Annotated in this window: 18 protein-coding genes; 11 read left to right on the top strand and 7 right to left on the bottom strand. The window is 59.1% G+C overall.

Annotation, left to right across the window (positions count from 1 at the left end):
• Positions 1-23 precede the first annotated feature (23 nt).
• From AC0ZT5_RS15305 to AC0ZT5_RS15280, 6 genes are all read right to left on the bottom strand, one after another.
• Positions 24-1,034, bottom strand: a complete 1,011-nt coding sequence (locus AC0ZT5_RS15305; protein ID WP_488497262.1) for an Lnb N-terminal periplasmic domain-containing protein — start codon at positions 1,032-1,034, stop codon at positions 24-26.
• Positions 1,035-1,188: 154 nt separating this feature from the next.
• Positions 1,189-2,481 carry an alpha/beta hydrolase gene (locus AC0ZT5_RS15300; RefSeq protein ID WP_488497261.1) on the bottom strand — a complete coding sequence of 431 codons (1,293 nt, stop codon included), beginning with the start codon at positions 2,479-2,481 and terminating at the stop codon, positions 1,189-1,191.
• Positions 2,482-2,663: 182 nt separating this feature from the next.
• Positions 2,664-2,927, bottom strand: coding sequence for a hypothetical protein (locus AC0ZT5_RS15295; protein ID WP_488497260.1), 264 nt, complete (start codon positions 2,925-2,927; stop codon positions 2,664-2,666).
• A gap of 220 nt (positions 2,928-3,147) precedes the next feature.
• Entirely contained in the window at positions 3,148-4,104 is a 957-nt protein-coding gene (locus tag AC0ZT5_RS15290; RefSeq protein ID WP_488497106.1) for a DUF2950 domain-containing protein, read from the bottom strand.
• Positions 4,105-4,125: 21 nt separating this feature from the next.
• Positions 4,126-5,511, bottom strand: coding sequence for a DUF3300 domain-containing protein (locus AC0ZT5_RS15285; RefSeq protein WP_488497105.1), 1,386 nt, complete (start codon positions 5,509-5,511; stop codon positions 4,126-4,128).
• A gap of 280 nt (positions 5,512-5,791) precedes the next feature.
• Positions 5,792-6,973 (bottom strand): HoxN/HupN/NixA family nickel/cobalt transporter, encoded by a 1,182-nt coding sequence (locus AC0ZT5_RS15280; RefSeq protein WP_488497104.1) that lies wholly within the window; start codon positions 6,971-6,973, stop codon positions 5,792-5,794.
• A 409-nt stretch (positions 6,974-7,382) separates the two neighbouring features.
• On the opposite strand from AC0ZT5_RS15280, the gene AC0ZT5_RS15275 reads away from it, so the two are divergent.
• From AC0ZT5_RS15275 to AC0ZT5_RS15225, 11 genes are all read left to right on the top strand, one after another.
• Positions 7,383-8,222, top strand: a complete 840-nt coding sequence (locus AC0ZT5_RS15275) for an urease accessory protein UreD (protein WP_488497259.1) — start codon at positions 7,383-7,385, stop codon at positions 8,220-8,222.
• A 7-nt stretch (positions 8,223-8,229) separates the two neighbouring features.
• Positions 8,230-8,532, top strand: coding sequence for an urease subunit gamma (locus AC0ZT5_RS15270; RefSeq protein WP_488497103.1), 303 nt, complete (start codon positions 8,230-8,232; stop codon positions 8,530-8,532).
• A 10-nt stretch (positions 8,533-8,542) separates the two neighbouring features.
• The gene (locus AC0ZT5_RS15265) at positions 8,543-8,848 is read left to right on the top strand and encodes an urease subunit beta (RefSeq protein ID WP_488497102.1); all 306 of its coding nucleotides are present in this window, start codon (positions 8,543-8,545) and stop codon (positions 8,846-8,848) included.
• Between the two features lie 93 nt (positions 8,849-8,941).
• Positions 8,942-10,648, top strand: a complete 1,707-nt coding sequence (gene ureC, locus AC0ZT5_RS15260; protein WP_488497101.1) for an urease subunit alpha — start codon at positions 8,942-8,944, stop codon at positions 10,646-10,648.
• Between the two features lie 124 nt (positions 10,649-10,772).
• The gene (locus tag AC0ZT5_RS15255) at positions 10,773-11,234 is read left to right on the top strand and encodes an urease accessory protein UreE (RefSeq protein ID WP_488497100.1); all 462 of its coding nucleotides are present in this window, start codon (positions 10,773-10,775) and stop codon (positions 11,232-11,234) included.
• The gene (locus AC0ZT5_RS15250; RefSeq protein ID WP_488497099.1) at positions 11,209-11,940 is read left to right on the top strand and encodes an urease accessory protein UreF; all 732 of its coding nucleotides are present in this window, start codon (positions 11,209-11,211) and stop codon (positions 11,938-11,940) included. Before AC0ZT5_RS15255 ends, AC0ZT5_RS15250 begins: the two co-directional genes overlap by 26 nt.
• 74 nt (positions 11,941-12,014) lie before the next feature.
• The gene (ureG, locus tag AC0ZT5_RS15245; protein WP_488497258.1) at positions 12,015-12,632 is read left to right on the top strand and encodes an urease accessory protein UreG; all 618 of its coding nucleotides are present in this window, start codon (positions 12,015-12,017) and stop codon (positions 12,630-12,632) included.
• Positions 12,633-12,726: 94 nt separating this feature from the next.
• Entirely contained in the window at positions 12,727-13,659 is a 933-nt protein-coding gene (locus tag AC0ZT5_RS15240) for an urea transporter (RefSeq protein WP_488497098.1), read from the top strand.
• Positions 13,660-13,728: 69 nt separating this feature from the next.
• Positions 13,729-14,133, top strand: a complete 405-nt coding sequence (locus AC0ZT5_RS15235) for a hypothetical protein (protein WP_488497097.1) — start codon at positions 13,729-13,731, stop codon at positions 14,131-14,133.
• Positions 14,134-14,474: 341 nt separating this feature from the next.
• Positions 14,475-16,799, top strand: a complete 2,325-nt coding sequence (locus AC0ZT5_RS15230; protein WP_488497257.1) for a metallophosphoesterase — start codon at positions 14,475-14,477, stop codon at positions 16,797-16,799.
• A gap of 144 nt (positions 16,800-16,943) precedes the next feature.
• The gene (locus AC0ZT5_RS15225) at positions 16,944-17,621 is read left to right on the top strand and encodes a VIT family protein (RefSeq protein ID WP_488497096.1); all 678 of its coding nucleotides are present in this window, start codon (positions 16,944-16,946) and stop codon (positions 17,619-17,621) included.
• A gap of 381 nt (positions 17,622-18,002) precedes the next feature.
• Here the strand turns inward: AC0ZT5_RS15225 and AC0ZT5_RS15220 are convergent, their stop codons facing one another.
• The gene (locus tag AC0ZT5_RS15220) at positions 18,003-18,773 is read right to left on the bottom strand and encodes a bestrophin-like domain (protein ID WP_488497095.1); all 771 of its coding nucleotides are present in this window, start codon (positions 18,771-18,773) and stop codon (positions 18,003-18,005) included.
• Positions 18,774-18,827 lie beyond the last annotated feature (54 nt).

Raw genomic sequence — 18,827 nt, 5'->3', positions numbered from 1 at the left:
CCACCTGCGAGCCCCTTCCCAGATCAATTGCCAAGGCCTGGAGACGGCACGCCAACCCGAATTAATCTCGAAAAATCCGGCGAAAGGCCCGACTTCCGCGCACGGTCGTCTATGTGGGCCAACTCCCGCAAGGTCGACAATGGCAAGCGAGTGTCGAGTGCACCGCGGTCGTACGCATAATCAGGAAGATAGCCGTTAACAATGAGCCGCCAGTCGAATGGAACTACGTCGCCGACTGCTCGCATCATCTTGACGATCGTCGTCGTGCAGTTCGTCGTGATGGAATTGTAGAATGCAGGCTTCGTGGAAAGCGCGTTTGCGTCCGAGACGTATTCCAGCAGAAGCGCGCGGGCCGCGTCAGGCGATGCTTTCAAGCGATAGATCTGGACATCCTCTCCCCGAACATTTGACCTGACGCCGACCACATCTCGCTCGTCGGCTGCAACAATGACCAAGGGATTGCTCTTGAACAGATCCGCTACGGGCGAAAACTCGCCGCCGACACGGCGCCGCACCTCAATAGACCAGGCAAGATAGTCACCGCCGGAGAAGCCAAAGCTCATGATGACATGGGCCATCTTCGGTCCAGCCCAATAGGACATGAAGAGGTCGGCGGTCTGAACCGAGGAAAGGTCGTAGGTTCGGGTTGTCCAATGTTCGGTGAAATCGGTGTCGCTGCGCCATTCGAAATCACGCACGTCTTTCAGGGTCAACAGGTTTCCATCGCGGGTGCCGGTTACCTGACGGGCCACATCAGGAGCCCAGTCGGCGTCGCCGAAAGGCTTGATGGTGCTCCACCAGACCAGAACCGCAGCAAACGCGGCGAGAAACAGGGCAAGCGCCCGGAAGCGAAAACGGCTGAACAGCGCGATGATCGTGCCGAGGCCGAACAAGATGAAAAGGGCGCAGGCCGCAGCCCGGCCGAGCTCTCCCGCAGGCAGGCGATACCACATGGCAAATCCGGCCCAGGCAGCTACGGCGGCAATGGCGAGCGACAAGATAATGGCGAACGAGATTCGAGCGATGCGATGCATCATTCCCCTTCCAGCCATGCAAACCAACAGCGGCGTCTCTTCAGGGGCGGCCGGAGTCGCGTGCTGCGGTCCGAATGCCATTCTCACGGGCGTTGGAAGCTACTTCGAGATGGAGCATCCATAGAGCTTTGTTGCCGGCCCTGGCCCGGAATAACTACTTCTTGCAACCTTTCGTGGAGGCCGCCGGTAACGTACAATCCTTGTTTGTTTTGTTGGCCTGTCTGCTTGGAGAGCCGGTCAAATTCTCGACCTCGTTGCCGTAGTTTTCCCTAGTGTTCTGATCGACCACTGCAACAGGTGCCGAAATCACCAACCCTGCAGCACTGCCAGCCGCAGCCGCAGCGCCGGTCGTCGCTTGCACGATCGTGTCGCCAAGGCCGACCCTGCTGTCGGTCAGGGTCTGGCCGGCAGCCATCCGCGCCCCAATCAATTGCACGATCTGCGGTGACGAGGCGAACTTGCCGTGGTTCAGACTGTCGCCGGATTTGACCTTCGTCAGGTCGATGACGGTTACATTGTTGCTCGAGAGTTCTTCCTTGTATGGAGCCTCTTCCGGATTGATGGAGCCGAGCCGGGGGATGTTGCCCCAGACCCGTCGCGAAAATGCGAGCGCCCGGTCATCCTGCGAGACAAAGAGGGTGAACTGGGGGTGCTGTTTGCCCATGTCGGCAATCTGTGTGCGGAACACGTCGACATCGACGTCTGGTGCGGCCAGCATGACGTTCTTGAACTTCGCCGGCAGGCCGCCATTGCGGATGGCCATCTGGCGCAAGGATTCCAACGCAAGCCAGTTGCCCATCGAATGGGCGAGGATCGAAACCTCTTTTACTTCGGGATCGTGAGCGAGATATTGGAACAGCGTCTCGAGCGCATCTCGCGTGTAGTTGGTGCTCTCGCGATCGTAACCATAGGCCAGAGTACTGCCTCGGGAAGGCCATGTGACCAGGATCGGTGCGCTGTCGGTGCCCGTGTCGTGGGCGATCTGCGCAAAGCGATAAAGGGAGTCTTCGAAGCGGTTGTTGAAGCCATGGATGAAGACCAGCACGCTGTGGTCCGGGCTCTTCCTGACAGTGGCGTGCAGCCATTCCTTCGCGCCATCCCGTGTTAACTCTTCGGCTTTCACCACCGCGAAATCGGTTGCAGGGTTTGACGGCAGCTTCTTGGGCCAGGCGACTTCGCCGACCTTGCGCACCGATGCTGGTGGGATAGACACCGTAACGTCCGCGAATGAAGGAGCCAGTCCGCGCTCGCCCGTATACATCTCAGCCGGATTGGTGGATCGAGCGCGCGTCGTCGTCACCAGCATCTCCACCTTGCTGGATGACGGGGACGTATCGGCCACGGGCAACAAGACATTCGTCGGGCGGGACGCGCAGCCGAAAAGCAGGCCGACCAATGCAAATGCCAGCAATGCGTTGATGGTACGCCCGACTTTTGATTTACTTATGACGCCGGTTCTCAAAACGCCCCCAAGTGTGCTACCTCGACAAGGTGGTTAGAACCGTTGTCGCCAACCGATCAGTCGATACAGATTGCCACGACAGTGGCACCCGAGGACTAATGGGCGTGCCGCTCCACACTCCCAAATGAAGTATCGGAATCCTCCGTTTTGCGCAACTGCTGGCGACTTTACTTGATGCGGGCGATGCCATCCGAAATCTCGATCGTTTCCGACCCCGTCAACGGTTCGAGGTCGCCATTGGGCCAGGTGACGAAACAACCGTTCGGGCAGAATTCCACGGTTTCGCCGGCGTGCAGCGCCAGCTTCGTCTTACCCCCGCCTTCCGTCACGATCAGCGTGCGGACCTTAGTATCCTTGTTAACCACGCTGGCTGCCAAAGCCGAACCCCCCACGGTAAAAACGGCAATGGCAGCGACGAGCGACTTCCACATTTGGAACATTGGTGTTTCCAACGAGCGGGTTGATGCCATAAGTTCCGGTGTACCGAATGATGGCAGTAAATCCCTCGGCCTCAAGATTGTCCTTCAGTTCGTTCTCATCGTAGGTTTTTCGGTAAGCCCTATACTCTCTCTTGCATTCCTTCTCGGACATGAAGGGGCCTTTCACAGCAAGGCCGGGATTGGCAACAGGACCCACAGTTTCAAATTGACGCTAGTCACCGGTCAGCTGCCATTTGTCATCAGGATTGAATAGCTTTATCGCGCGGGCCACCGCCTCTGTGTTTGGGCCAAGATCGGCCTCGTAGACGATGCCTTGCTGATTGACCACAAAGGTCTTGACGCCTGTTTCGGCATATTTCACCGGCCAGGCCACAAGCGCGAAGCCTGCGATCATGTTGCCGTTGATGATGTAGTTGTAGGCGCCACCGGCGATATTCGCACCTTGGCCGGTGAGGATGCGGAAACGATAACCGAAATAGCCATTGCCTTTTTTCGCCTTGTCGAAAGCTGCCTGCTCGATGAAGTCGCCTGCCGGACTGACGCCATGCGCTTCGTCGGACGGCCAATACAGTCCGTCGGCCTGACCCTCACTGCTGACCAGCTTCTGGGCGTACTCCAGCACGCCATCGCCATCGCGGTCTTCGGCAGCGTAATCACGTTGAGCGTCCACGTAGGCGCGGACCGTTTCGATTGCTGTGATCTCATTTTCGCCGACGCGCCGATTGATGATCTCTTCGATGCCGGCATAGGTATCGAACGCCCATTTGCCGTCTTTACCCTTTGTGATGGGGAATGGCAGCGGCCATAGCTTGTCGCCAATGTCGAGTTCCTTGCGGTCGCCAAGATCACGCACGATCACCGTCTTCGCAGCGCCTTGCTGGATCTGCGCGTAGGTATCCATCACGCCTTCGCTTGTCCGCAGCTTCGCGGCATCCAGCCCAAGCAATACCGCCAATCCATCGAAATCGTCCTTCGCCAGGACCGATTTGAACGCTTCCACTGCCGCTGAGGGATCATCGAAAAGCGGCGGATCCTTCTTGGCCACATAGTCCGAGAGGCTGTGCACCTCCTGAGCGATGGCAAGATTTGCAGATCCCGCGCCAGCGCTCAAAACTATTCCGGCACCGAGCAGCGAACGTAGAACAAGACTCCGGACGCACGTTTTCATGGTCTTTTCCTCTGCCAAAGTTTAACCCCTGCGCCCGCCACCGCCACCGCCACGGCCCCCGCCGCCGCCGTGCCTGACCTGCTTGTGCCCGCCGCCGCCACGCGCTCCGCCTCCCATGCTCTTCGCACCTCGGTTGGAGGAAACCTTTTGACTTTTCCCGGAGCTGACGTTGCCAAGCCCGGAAGGCTTCTTCGGCCTGTTGTCCACCTTGTTTGCCGGTTTCGGCTTGCCAGCCGGGCGGTCGACTTTCCCTGACTTATTTGCCCCTGACTTATTTGCGGTCGGCTTTTTTTGGCTGGTTGGTTTTTTGTTGGTTGGCTGTTTGTTGGTTGGGTTTTTGACTGCCTTTGCTGCCGGTTTCTGGCCAGGCTTGGCCTTCAAACCCTCTTTGATTTCGCTCTGGCGGACGTCCTTCACCTTGCCAGAGTTTCCGGCAAGCGTGTTCGTGCGGTCCTTTTTGAGATCGGACGCCTTGTTGCGCATATTGTTGCGATCGTCGGATTTGACCCGGTTGCCGATGTCCGCTTTGTCGATTTTGGTGAACTGGGCCTTGTCGAAGTTTATTTTCGAACGATCGACATTCTTCCAGTCGACGTCGTTGAAATTGACCTTGCCGTTTATGTTGTTGAAGCAATTGTTGCAGTCGATATCGATATCGTTGCCGTTCCAGCGGCCGCCCGACACACCCCAATTATCCCAATCCACTGCCGCTGCCCAGACGGCGCCAGTCACAAAGGCCGCGAAATAGGGTGCGGAGGGATAGTAGTAACTAGGGTAGGGATCGGGGTAGTACGAGATCGGAGCAACTGGATAGTCGGTGACATAGAGCATTTCCGGCTCATACCGTGGAACATAGATCGTTTCGGCGCTGGCGGACCGGATGACGACATTGTCGTTCTCCTCGACGACCTTGATCTTGTCATCGGACTTGATCACGCCTTTGGCCACAGCTACGTCGCGCAACTGCTGAATGGCGACCAAAACGTCTTTTTGCTGATATGTCAGTGCGTCGCTAAGGGTCTGGGTCCATTCCAGATCATCGCTCATCATCTTGACGATCTCGGGATAGTTGAGCAGTGAGATGACGCTGCCATCCCAGCTTTCCTTCGGTTTCAGGTCTGGCTTCTTGGCGACCTGATCCAAAAACCGGCTCGCCTCCACGATCTGCAATGGATACAGCGACGCCTCGGAAATCACTGCGACAAGCTCGTCGGGGTACAGCGCAATTCGCGCTACCAGGATTTCGAGTTCGTCCTCGTCGAGCGGTTCGGGAGCTTGGGTTGCCGCTGCGCTTTCGGCAGCAGCCGCCTTATCCTGAGCAACCGCGAAGGAGATCTGACCGGAGCACATCAAGATCGCGATCATGACCACGGCGCCAGCATGCCAGCGCGGAAACTTGATCTCCATTGTCATCCTCCAGGTTGTGCCATCCCGGTTGTCGGCGACGCCGTGTCGCCAAGTCCAGGGCAATTGATCTTGTGTTGGCGTAACGTTGGCGCATTGTCTGCCGATGCGGAAGGTAACTAACTGTATGCTACGTGCAGAACTCTTGCGGGAAATCTGGGAATGGCGCGACGCGGACTTCGCTCTGCCGCGCCGCACCGCTCCAGTAGGATCAAGGCCGTAGCGAACCTGGGGTACTTTTGACACTCATTCGGGATCTCCGTTGAGGATTGCCAAGAAGCATCTAGTGAGAGTGCCTGTGAGAATGATGTAGGCCGCTGTCGTGCTCATGCGTATGGACGTGGGCGCCAGCCCTGGCGTCGTTTGCCTCTTTTATTCGTGTTAGCTTCCACAAGACCACCGACGCGGCCCAGGCAGCGAGGAAGATGCCGACGATGACGTAGCCGAGGTGGCTGATATCGAGTGCAGCGATGAACTCGAAGATGCGCCCCTCCGGATGAACCAAGATGATGTAGACCTGGAGGAGTTCGATCGTGCCAATGAGCATTGCAACGCCGACTGACAGTCCCGTCGTGATCAGGTTGTAAAATACCTTCCGTAGAGGATTCACCAGCGCCCAGTTGTAAGCCTTGACCATCAACACGCCGTCGGTCGTGTCCATGGCCGACATGCCGGCCGCGAACAGAAGCGGCAGCGCCAATACTGCGCTCAGCGGTAGACTGCCGGCCGACGCCCCCGCCGTCATTGCAAGAAGACTTACCTCGGACGCCGTATCGAAGCCGAGGCCAAACAGCAGACCGAGTGGATACATTTGCCAGCTGTGATTGATCATTCGTGGCAGCCGCCCTCCGAAGAGGCGGGCAAGCAGACCGCGTTTCGCTAGAAGTTCTTCTAAGTGGTCGTGTCCATGCTTTCCACTCCTAGCCTGGTGCCATACTTTGACGATATCCCGTAGTATGAACAGGTTCAGGATCGCGATAAGCCACAGGAACGTGCCTGAAACGGACGCGCCAATGATGCCGCCCCAATCGTGCAACTGGGGAATCATCTGCCGGACAGTTGTTGCCGAAATCCCGACCACCACCGCGAGACCAACAACGATCGTTGAATGACCCAGTGAGAAGAAGAAGCCGACGCCGAGAGGCCGCTTCCCCTTCTGCATCAGGAACCGCACTGTATCGTCGATCGACGCAATGTGATCGGCATCGAAGGCATGCCGCAAACCGAGCAAATAGGCCGCAAGTCCGAGGCCGACCAGTGCGGTGTGCTGGGCCGCGTAGTGGAGATACAGTCCCCACCCTGCAACATGAAGACCGGCGACAAAGCCGTAGATCCCGGCCAGCGTCCACCATTCATCAGCGCGGAACACGAGAGGCATAGTGCTTGCGTAACTCTGGGCTACGGCAAGCGCATCGCAACCCGTTGCATTCCCCCCGTCTGGCAAGGTTTCAATGGGGGGGTTCACCATCAGCCTCCTGCATGTATGTGCAGCGCTCTGCACTGCCGGAGAACTCGCCACATCCCCCAACCCATCGTGATCCACAGTAAGGCGCTATGAAAAGGCAACAAGGCAAGGCAATCTCGAAGCACTACACTCGAGGCATTACTTCAAGACACCAAGTCCGACAGTCATTTCGTAGCGCGCATCTGGCGCCGACTACATCAATAGGTAGGACAGCCGCGTATCCAAATTAGTCAAAACTACACCTCCTAGAACCTTATTGAAGGCCCTAGTAATTCCCGTGCGCTAACCTTGTTTTCGCAGCAGCAACCAGCAAGCGCAGATAAGTTTCCGATCTCCGCTTGACTTACTCCCAATCGGGAGCATTATCAAGCGTCGTCAACGCTTTTCGGGAGGGGAGCGAGTGACTGAGATGCTCCACACCAACAGCGATATATTCGCCGCTAACCGCGCCACTGGCCGCATTGCTCTTAGCGTTGTGAGAGCCGGCGCTCGCACACGCCGCCAACGCGTGTATGAGGACGGTTCGCTGCGCGTGCGTTTTCCCAATGGCGCGCCGGAGTCCTTGGAAGCGGTGATCGTCAATACCGGCGGCGGCATGACCGGCGGCGACCGATTTACCATTGAACTGGTTGTGGGCGACGGCGCTAACCTGGTCGCCGGCACGGCAGCGGCGGAAAAAGTCTATCGCTCCACCGGCCCCGACGCCGAGATGGCTGTTCGGCTCGAACTGGGCGCGGGCGCACACTTGGCTTGGCTGCCGCAGGAAACGATCATGTTCGACAAAGCGCGGTTGTCGCGCCGCATCGACATCGACCTTGGACCGGGCGCCTCGTTGTTGATGGCGGAAGCGGTGGTGCTCGGGCGCACCGCCATGGGCGAGGCGGTGGACAATGGTTCGTTCGCTGACCGCTGGCACGTGCGCCGGGAAGGCCGGCTCGTATTTGCCGATGGCGTGCGGTTCGATGGAGCCATCTCCTCCAATCTAACACAAGCCGCCGTTACCGCGGGCGGAATTGCAATGGCCACGTTGCTGATCGCGCCGGGAGGCGACGAGGCGCTTTCTATACTTAGGTCGGCGTGCAATTCTATCGAGTTATACAAAGGGTCCGAAGTCGAAGCGGGAGTTTCAACTTGGAACGGGGTCTTAATTGTTCGGCTATGCAGCAAGAACTCTGCTGCGTTGCGGTACGGTTTGATCTCGTTGTTGGCGGCGCTTAGACAGGACATTCCACGGCTCTGGCTCCAGTGAGGACACCATGAATCTGACTCCCCGGGAAAAGGACAAATTGCTGATCGCCATGGCGGCGATTGTGGCGCGGCGGCGCCTCGAACGCGGTGCCAAGCTCAACCATCCGGAAGTGGTGGCGCTGGTCAGCGATTTCATCGTCGAAGGCGCGCGCGACGGAAAGACTGTCGCGCAGTTGATGGAGGCTGGTGCCCACGTTGTCACCCGCTCGCAGACGATGGAGGGCATCGCCGAGATGATTCACGACATTCAGGTAGAAGCGACGTTCCCAGACGGTACCAAGCTGGTCACCGTGCACGAACCTGTCCGATAGGAGACGTGACATGATCCCTGGCGAAATGTTCATCAAGGACGGCGAGATCGAGCTCAATGCGGGACGCAAGGCTGTGACGATTACCGTCTCCAACAGCGGCGACCGACCAATTCAAGTTGGCTCGCACTACCATTTTTTCGAAACCAACGCGGGCCTGAAGTTCGAGCGCAAGCAAGCCCGAGGCATGCGCCTCGATATCGCTGCCGGCACCGCGGTGCGGTTCGAGCCCGGACAGACGCGCGACGTCACGTTGATCCCGTTCGCAGGCGAGCGGAAGGTCTTTGGTTTCCGCGGCGATGTGATGGGAAAGCTCTGAGCCATCGGCAGATAATACGCCGTGCTTAAGAAAGCTTAGCACGAGCAGACGTCGTCGGCCCGTGAACAAGAACACCAATTGGGAGGTTAGGCCATGCCGGCTAAAATGAAGCGCGCGATCTATGCTGACATGTTCGGGCCGACAACCGGCGACAAGGTGCGGTTGGCGGACACGGATCTTATCATTGAGGTGGAAAAGGACTTTACGGTCTATGGTGAGGAAGTAAAATTCGGTGGCGGCAAGGTGATCCGCGATGGCATGGGCCAAAGTCAGATGACCAACCGCGAAGGGGCCGTCGACACCGTCATCACCAATGCGCTGATCCTCGACCACTGGGGCATCGTGAAGGCCGATGTCGCCATCAAGGACGGCCTCATCGCGGCTATCGGCAAGGCCGGCAATCCTGACGTCCAGCCGGGCGTCACCATCATCATCGGTCCCGGTACCGAGATCATCGCCGGCGAGGGCAGGATACTTACCGCCGGCGGGTTTGATACCCATATTCACTTTATCTGCCCGCAACAGGTCGACGATGCGCTGATGTCAGGCGTTACCTCCATGCTCGGCGGCGGCACCGGACCGGCGGCCGGCACCAATGCCACCACTTGCACGCCCGGCCCATGGCATCTCGGCCGAATGATGCAGGCCGCCGACGCGTTTCCGGTGAACCTTGGATTTGCCGGCAAGGGCAATGCCTCGCTCCCGGCGGCTCTGGAGGAGATGATCGAGGCCGGCGCCTGCGCGCTCAAGCTGCACGAAGACTGGGGCAGCACGCCGGCGGCGATCGACAACTGCCTTTCGGTGGCCGAAAGATACGACGTGCAGGTGATGATCCATTCCGACACGCTGAACGAAAGCGGCTTTGTCGAGGATACCATCAAGGCCTTCAAGGGTCGCACCATTCACGCATTTCACACCGAGGGTGCTGGCGGCGGCCATGCGCCTGACATCATAAAGGTTGCCGGTCTTGAGAATGTATTGCCGTCGTCGACCAATCCGACGCGACCGTACACCCGCAACACCGTTGACGAACATCTCGACATGATGATGGTGTGCCACCATCTCGATGCGTCGATAGCGGAAGATCTGGCATTTGCCGAAAGCCGCATTCGCAAAGAAACCATTGCGGCCGAAGATATTCTGCAGGACATGGGCGCGCTTTCGATGATGTCGTCGGACAGCCAGGCGATGGGAAGGCTGGGCGAGGTCATCACCCGCACGTGGCAGACCGCCGACAAGATGCTGAAGCAGCGCGGCCAGCTACCGGGCGAGAAGGGCAACAGCAACATACGAGCCAAGCGCTACGTCGCCAAGTACACCATCAATCCGGCGATTGCCCATGGCGTGTCCAAGCACATCGGTTCGGTCGAAAAGGGCAAGCTCGCTGACCTTGTGCTCTGGTCGCCGGCTTTCTTTGGCGTGAAACCCGAGATGGTGATCAAGGGCGGATCCATCGTCGCGGCGCAAATGGGCGATCCCAATGCTTCGATCCCGACTCCGCAGCCTGTGCATTACCGGCCGATGTTCGGTGCTTTCGGCAAGGCCCGCACCGCATCGTCGCTGGTGTTCGTGTCGGCGGCTGCGGCCAGCGGCGATTTGCGCAGTAAGCTTGGTGTCGAGAAGCGGTTCGTCGCGGTCGAGAACACCCGCTCGATCAACAAGAAGAGCATGATCCACAACGACGCCACGCCAAACATTGAGGTCGATCCCGAGACCTATGAGGTCAGGGCGGACGGTGAGCTTCTGACTTGCGCGCCGGCCGATACGCTGCCGATGACGCAAAGGTATTTCTTGTTTTGATGGTCTCGGCGGCGCGTCGCACTCCGAGAAATGAACAGTCCAATAATGACGGCGGCTACATGATTGCACCCGAACAAGAAATCCGATGGGGTACACTGCCTGTGCGGAATGCGACGGTATCGTCATGAAACGCGCGCGGTCCATTGTGCCGGCCACAGACTGGAGTGATGCAACAGCCATTGACCACGTCGTGCTCGATGCTACCGAGCGTCATCGGCGACGGATTGTGATGCACGGCGAGCATGGCACTGAGTTCCTGCTAGACCTGCCCCACGCCATCTCGCTGCGTGACGGTGACGGGCTCGTCTTGGACGACGGCTCTATCGTGCGCGTTAATGGCAAGCCCGAGCCCCTGATCGAAATCGCGGCAGTCTCGGTGTCGGAACTGGCGCGCGTCGCCTGGCACATCGGCAATCGCCACACCGATGTGCAGGTAGTCGGCGACCGTCTACGTATCCGGTGTGACCATGTGCTGGAAGACATGCTGCGTGGGCTCGGCGCCACGTTCACGCGGCTCGATGCGCCGTTCGATCCTGAGGGTGGCGCCTATCATGGCGAGCATGACGGCCATGAACATCACACCTGACCGGCACTTTGTTCATAGCGAGCGCCTTGACGCCGCAGCCCTCTATCGCCTGATGGCGTGGTTGTCGCCGGCCTATCCGGTCGGCGCGTTTTCGTATTCAAGCGGCATCGAATGGGCGGTCGAGGTCGGTGATATCAAAAACGCCGAGACGTTGCGGGGATGGCTCGCAGTGATGATCGGACAGGGCAGCGGATTTTGTGACGCTGTGTTCTTCGCATATGCCCATCGCGCGGTGGTGGCGGAAGACGACGCCGCATTGCGCTCGGTGGCCGAGCTCGCCGCTGCCTTCGCGCCTTCGAAGGAGCGGCATCTCGAAAGTACTGCGCAAGGCAATGCCTTCGTTGTGGCAACGCGCGCGGCCTGGGGCTGCGATGCGATCGAGCGGCTCAAAAAAGTCTGGGACGGACCGGTGGCCTATCCGATAGCTGTGGCAGTCGCGTCCGCCGGCCACTCCGTTGCCCTCGAGCCGGCGTCGGCGGCTTACTTGCAAGCACTCGCCGCCAATTGGGTGTCGGCTGGGGTGCGGTTGATCCCGCTCGGCCAAAGCGACGGTCAACGGGTGCTGGTGGCGCTGGAGGCGGTCGTGGCTGCGACCGCGAAGCGCGCGCTTGCCGCGACGATTGAGGACGTTGGCTCGTCGGCCTTCCGCGCCGACCTCGCCAGCGCTCGGCACGAGACGCAATACACTCGACTGTTTCGGTCGTGAGCCGAGTATGAGGCCGCGGGAACGCGTTCTCGGAGTAACGAAAATTTGGTGTGTTGGAGAGGACGCAAACAATAATGAATAACCACCATGGACCCTTGCGCGTCGGTGTGGGCGGACCGGTTGGCTCCGGCAAGACCACTCTGATGGACCAGCTGTGCAAGAAATTGCGCGAGCGATACGAAATCGCCGCCATCACCAACGACATCTACACCAAATGGGATGCCGAATATTTGGTGCGCTCCGGGGCGCTCAGCCCAGATCGGATCGCCGGTGTGGAAACCGGCGGATGCCCGCACACAGCCATTCGCGAAGATGCCTCGATGAACCTCGCCGCCATCGCCGAGATGCGAGCGAAGTTTCCCGACCTCGACCTGGTGCTGATTGAATCCGGCGGCGACAATCTGGCGGCGACATTCTCCCCCGAGCTGGCCGATCTGACTATCTACGTGATCGACGTCTCCGGCGGCGACAAGATCCCGTCCAAAGGCGGACCCGGCATTACACGCTCGGATTTGCTGGTCATCAACAAAGTTGACCTGGCGCCTTACGTCGGGGCCTCGCTTGAGGTGATGGACCGCGATGCCAAGAAGATGCGCGGGGCCCGCCCCTTTGTATTCACCAATCTGCGCGATGGAAATGATGCGGATGAGATCGTCCGCTTCATCGAACAACGAGGCGGCCTTGCTGCATGAGCCCTGCGTCCGCCCGCAAGCAGATTGAAGCCGCCACGCGCGTCGACGACGGCAATGGAATCTTCATGACTGTGCGGCGAGGAAGGATGTTCACATGACAACCAACACTAACGTGAACGCTGCGCGAATTTGGTGGGATGCGCCCACTTTCGTTCTGATCGCGTTGCGCGGCATCGGCCAGGTGATGTTCCAGGAACATGCGGTTACCGGGCTTCTGTTTCTGATCGGCATTGCGATAACATCGCCGTGGATGGGGGTAGGTGCTTTCATCGGGGCGATCATCGGTCCGGTGGTCGCAACCTTGGCCAGATTCGACCGAAAGGAAATAGAGGCGGGAATTCACGGATTCAACCCGGTGCTGGTGGGCACCGGAACGGCCTTCTACTTGAAGCCTGAAGAGCCCCTGACATGGGTGCTTGTGCTCGTCGGCTGCGTGGGGGCGACATTCGTCACCTACCTGATGCGCAGATATCTGAAATTTCCGACCTACACAGCCCCATTCATTGTCACGACCTGGGTGCTAATCATCATTGCGCATGCCATCGCCGGACCCGCGATCGATGCGATACTGGGGGGCGGGGTGGAGACGCCACCTGCTCTCTTCCAAGGCTTGTTGTTGAAAGGTGTGGCGCAGGTATTCTTTAGTGCAAACATCATGGCCGGAATATTGATGCTAGTGGGGATTGCTATATCCGACTGGCGGCATGCCGTGATCGCGCTGCTGGGATCGTTCGTGGGGACGCTTCTAGCCGCTTATCACAACGACCCGAACACGGCGATCTCCATCGGCATCTACGGCTACAATGCCTCGCTTGCAGCAATGGCAGTATACCTGTGGAGGAAGTCACTTTTGCTTCCGATTCTGGCCGCCGCGATATCGATCCCGTTGACGGAGTATTTCCCCACCTTGGTAGGGGGGCCGCTGGGAGTTCCCACGCTGACAGCCACCTTCGTCTTGTCGACCTGGATTGTGCGCGCCATAGGCCGGATCGAAACTGTCTTCGTGGGAGAGGAGCCGTCTGTGTAGGGTCTGACGGTTTGTTGAGTTGCTAGTCCTTCTGATGCTGAATTTTCTCTGGCGCGGGAAAGAATGAAAATGGCGAACGAAAAAGTGACAGTTACAAAGGAATCGCTTTACGCGGACTTTCAGCGAGATGCCAATAAAGTTGGTCTCCTCCTCGTTGCCGCGTGGCTCTGGGCGGTATTCTCGTTCTTTACTTCGACCAACTCGGGTACCTGGTTTGCGCGGTCGGGCTCGGTGATGTGCTTGATCGGTGCGATCGCTACCTTCTGGCTGGTCGACAACTACGCTCGTGCACTCACAACTGCGGTCGAACAAGGCATAACGCTGGCCAGACGGGTGGAACTCATGGCCAGTCCACCCAAGCTATACCAATCCGTTCAGTACTTCGCCTATATGACCGGTATCGTCGGTACCGTGATCTGGGGCTACGGGGACATACTGGTCCGTCTCGTATACCCGGAAGCTTCGGCACCCTGATCCAGGATGCGCGCGCTACCGGTTCGTCTTGTTTCGTCAGGTTATCCGTCGCAAGATGGGCGAGCTCGGTGCGAAAAGACCAGATCGACATTTCGAGGCCCTGGAGCGTAGCCGCTGGCGTAAACCTCTTGTGCGAGATGGCCTTTACTCGGAGATGGCTCGTCTTCTTTGACGTAGGCCGTGCTCGCTAAAGCTGGCTTTGTCGTCGCTGTCGGGCGACCCGCTCGGCGGTAAAGCAGTTCGACCGAGTTACCGAACAGTAGCCCAGGAGCATCGATCCAATGCCGAGGGAAAGCGCGGCAACAGAACGCCTATTGGGGTGGTCCGGCCGCTTGTCCCGGATGACCCTAGGCGTCGGCCTCATCGTCGTCGGCGTCCTGGCGTTCGCGGCGCCGTTCGCCGTCGGGACCTGGTCGCTGCAGTTCCTTAGCCTGCCCATGCTGGTCGTGGCTACGGTCGATCTCTGGACGACGATCTCGAGCCCGGAGCTTCGCCCGCGACCGGCGTCCTATGCGACGGGGGCTCTCGCGATAGGCGGAGCCTTGCTCCTATATCTTAGCCCATCTTTGATTCCCACGGGCGTCATTGCGCTGCTGCTCGTATTTCTCGCGCTCGATGGCGTGATCAAGATTGGTCAGGCGCTAATCGGAGCCACCGCCTCGCGAACCGTGTCCGCAGTGAACGGTGCGTCCAACTTTCTAGTCGCTCTCACTGGCTGGTGGTTGTGGCAGAGGGTCGGTCTCGAGGTAGCCGTTGGCTTCGCCATAGCTGGATTCGCAATGGGCGTGGGTTGGCGAATGCTCGTTTCGCCCATTCCCCCCCAAGCAGACACCGGTGCCCCCGATCTGACCCGATTTCACCCCTATGCGAAGCTCGGCCTCGGGGATCATGAACTATTCAGCGCAGCGAACGCATTGAGGGCCGGGACTGAAGGCGCTGTCCGGCAGACCGAATCTTATTGGCTCGCAGTCGCAGTCTTCGTCCTGTTCGCCACCCATGTCGGGCGAATGCGATCGGGCGACACCTGGCTCGGGCTGATTTCTCCTTTCGTGGCCACGATAGGCGACTTCGTCATGGCCATATTGCTCGGTGGGCTGCTGGTGCTCCCTTTACGACTGATATGGCGACGGCTGACCATTCCGCTCGAGAGAAAGGCTTGGCAACTCCGATTTTCTGGGGAAGACGCAAAGCTGCGACCCCTCCCGCGTCGTCTGATCTCAAAATGGACCGATTCACGCCTCTGCTTTTCGGGCTCGCTTCGTGATGCGCGCGCATCGCTCGTCTCTACAGGAGCAGTGGTCACCCGGCTTGGGCTGCCGCTCGCGGTGCTCTTTGTCACCGTCAACACGATCTGGGGCTTCACTTGGTATTTCAACACCGAAAGCTGGGCGAGCGCCTTCTACCAGAAAGTGACCGAGCTTCGCGTCGACAAATGGCGGGCCGCCATGATCGACGGGGTCAATGCAGTCAATGGCGGTGGGGCCGACCACCTTTTCCGCGTAGCGCCGCCGGGGATCGAGGCTGGCGACTTCAGCTTTATCGTCATCGGCGATCCTGGCGAGGGAGATCAATCGCAATATGCTCTGGTCGATCGGTATCTCGCTCTTGGGCAACGAGAGGATGTAAAATTTCTCGTCATTGCGTCGGACGTCATTTATCCGGCCGGTGCCATGGCCGATTATGAGAAGAATTTCTACTTGCCCTTCAAGGGGTTTTCCAAGCCTATCTACGCGATTCCCGGCAATCACGACTGGTTCGATGCACTTGAGGGGTTCAGTGCCAACTTTCTCGATCCGCGAGCGGCGTTCGCGTCGCTCGCCGCGCGTGCCAAAGTCGATCTCAACCTGACCAGCACCGACAGAAACCGGATCGATCTGCTCATCGCCCAGGCTCAACGGTTGCGCGATCTCTACGGAACAAAGATCGGCCTGCAGCACGGTCCTTTCTTCGAGATCCAGACCCACGATTTCGCGCTAATAGCGATCGATACCGGCATTCGCCGCACTCTCGATGATCGGGAACGCGCTTGGCTCGCTGACGCTACCGGCCGCGCGCGCGGCAAGTTTATGATGATCATCCTCGGACATCCGAAATATGCAGCCGGCGTTGACACGAGCATCGGCGATGCTGAGTTCGCCGGTCTCTATGCGACGCTCGAACAAGCCGGCGCGGACGTGCTTATGGCCGGAGACACGCACGCCTTCGAGTATTATGTCGATTACGTGGACGGCGCGACCGGTTCGCGACCGGTCTATCACTTCGTCAATGGTGGTGGGGGTGCATATCTCAGCATTGGCGGTGCGCTCGGTTGGCCTAGTGATCCGCCTACCGAAACCTGGGCCTTCTATCCGGGTCCCGATGCGATCAGGGCCAAGCTCGACGCCGAGACGCCGAGATGGAAGCGGCCGATCTGGGCGTGGATCAAGCGCTTCGGCGGCTGGCCCGTGTCAACCGAGACGTTGTCGGGTATATTCGATTTCAATCAGGCGCCGTTCTATCAAAGCTTCGTAGAGGTCCGCGTCGAGCGGTCACGGCGGCGGGTCGTGTTTGCGTTGCAGGGTGCGAACGGTCCGGTCCGTTGGCGCGACCTCGCCGCTTCGTTCCACGACGAATTGGCCGCCAGACCTGACGATCCCGTCGAGTTCATCGTAAATATGCGATCGTGACGCTGTCTGGCCGCCCCATCGGGCGCTTCGATGGAAATCAATTGTGGTCGCTCTATCGCATGAGAGCCTTTGACCAACATAAAGTAACCCTAGGCCTGAACGACCGAACGACCTTCGTCTTGCGAAGTTGAAGGAACTGACCCGATGAACTGGATAGCGAGCCCGCTTTTGTCTGACACCCGAACGTCCCGCGGCGTGCTCGACCCGGTGTCGCGCGCGAGCGAGATCCTGTTCGGCCTCATCATGGTCCTGACTTTCACCCTCTCCCTCGCCGCAACCGAAGGCGGCCGGGCCGATGTGCGGGCCGTGCTGGTCGGTACGCTGGGCTGCAATCTCGCGTGGGCGATCGTAGATGCCGTCATGTATCTGATGGGCGCGCGCGGCGAGCGTCGGCTGGCCATCTCCACCGTCCACGCGATCCGCAATGCTGAAAGCTCCGCGGCCGGCAGGGCGATCGTTGCGGACAATCTCCCGCCCGTGGTTCTGCCGGCCCTGACAGGCTCTGACCTCGAGCGCATCCGTCTCCACCTGGGCAGCCTGCCTCCCGAGAGCCTCGAGACCAGGTTCAGCCGGGAAGACTATCTCGCCGCCATCGGCGTCTTCCTGCTCGTTTTTCTGTGCCTATTCCCGGTCGCCGCGCCGTTCCTGCTCATCGATGATGTCGCGCGCGCCATGAGGCTTTCCAATGCCGTCGCCGTCGGCATGTTGTTCCTCACGGGCTTTACCTTCGGCCGGCAGGTGGGGAGGCCGTGGCGCACAGGTTTCCTGATGGTGACAATTGCCATTGCTCTGGTTGGCGTCGCGATGGCCCTTGGAGGATGAGCCGGCATAAGTGACCCGGGAAGCTGTTGACCGTTCGGCGATGCGCTTACTCCAATAGCGAGCCGCTAGTAAGCCGCCGAACGGTCGCAGAAGCTCTTAAGGACGCCTGATCGACCTTACGAATCCAAACTTACATCATGGCCCGCTTGTTCAGCGAAACCCTTCGGAATAGCCTTGACGTGGTCGCAGACCTGGACGGCCGCAGCCGTCGTCCTGCCCAAGGCGATGGCCTACGCGCGGTTGCGGCCCTGCCCTCAGTATCGGACCTACCCGCCTATCGTTGTATTGCTCGGCTTGTTGTCTTCCTTTCTATCAACTGCATCGCGGTAGCTGCGTGCGGGCGAGCCCAAGTGAGGCTCGCGCACTATGCGCTCGGAATTTTCAGCGCCCGAGCGATTTCGCCAAAGCTTCCAGATTCTGCGGGCTGACTCGGATCAGGCCATGCCTGGGAGCGTCGATGTCGGAAATCAGAACGAAGGCCGTCGAGATGATAAAGGGCATGACCAGCGCAAGTCTTCTTGTATATTTGCCATCCCGGGCCCGATAGCCGAACAGTAAGTTGGAGCAAAGTGCGATGGCCGCCATGAGCCACCACACGGCGCGGGGAATCCGGTTCCAGAGGGCCGCTTGGGAATAGCCCTGTGAGTTGATCACGTCGTTCATGCCGGCGAGCACCAGCGCCGCAACTGGATTCGGCTCCACCGCAACTGGTCCACGAACGGCAACCCAAAGATCGGTCTGCAATTGGCTAGTCGACTGATCGATCTGCGTTTGTCGAGTGCTGTCCTGACGATAGTAGAACAGGATGCGCTGATCGAGGTAAGCGCGAAGAAGGCGACGGACATTTGCACCATCCGCTGGTGGCAGAAGATCTGCACGAAGCATCTCAGTCCCGATCGCGTTGGCTTCATCTTCTTCAAGGTTCTTGCGCTGATCGTACCGACCGCTGGCCATCGAGACGCTGAAGCCGATCATCAATGCCAGCAGTGTCAGGTTGGCCCCAAGGAGGATGCCTAGATCCTCGTGCTGCTCATCGTCGACGCTCGGGGCGCGTCGGCGAAGCCACGAACCCATGACCGATGCGAGCCAAAGCCCTACGAAGACCACCGCGAAAACCAGCAAAGGATATTGCACGATGAAAGGGTCTTGCATCGGGATTTCCGTGCCGCAGCAGAGCCAATTGCGGGCGTGAGCCTGTGGAGTGGA

This window comes from Mesorhizobium sp. CNPSo 4670, assembly GCF_057784235.1.
This window is presented reverse-complemented; position numbering and strand designations above follow the sequence as displayed.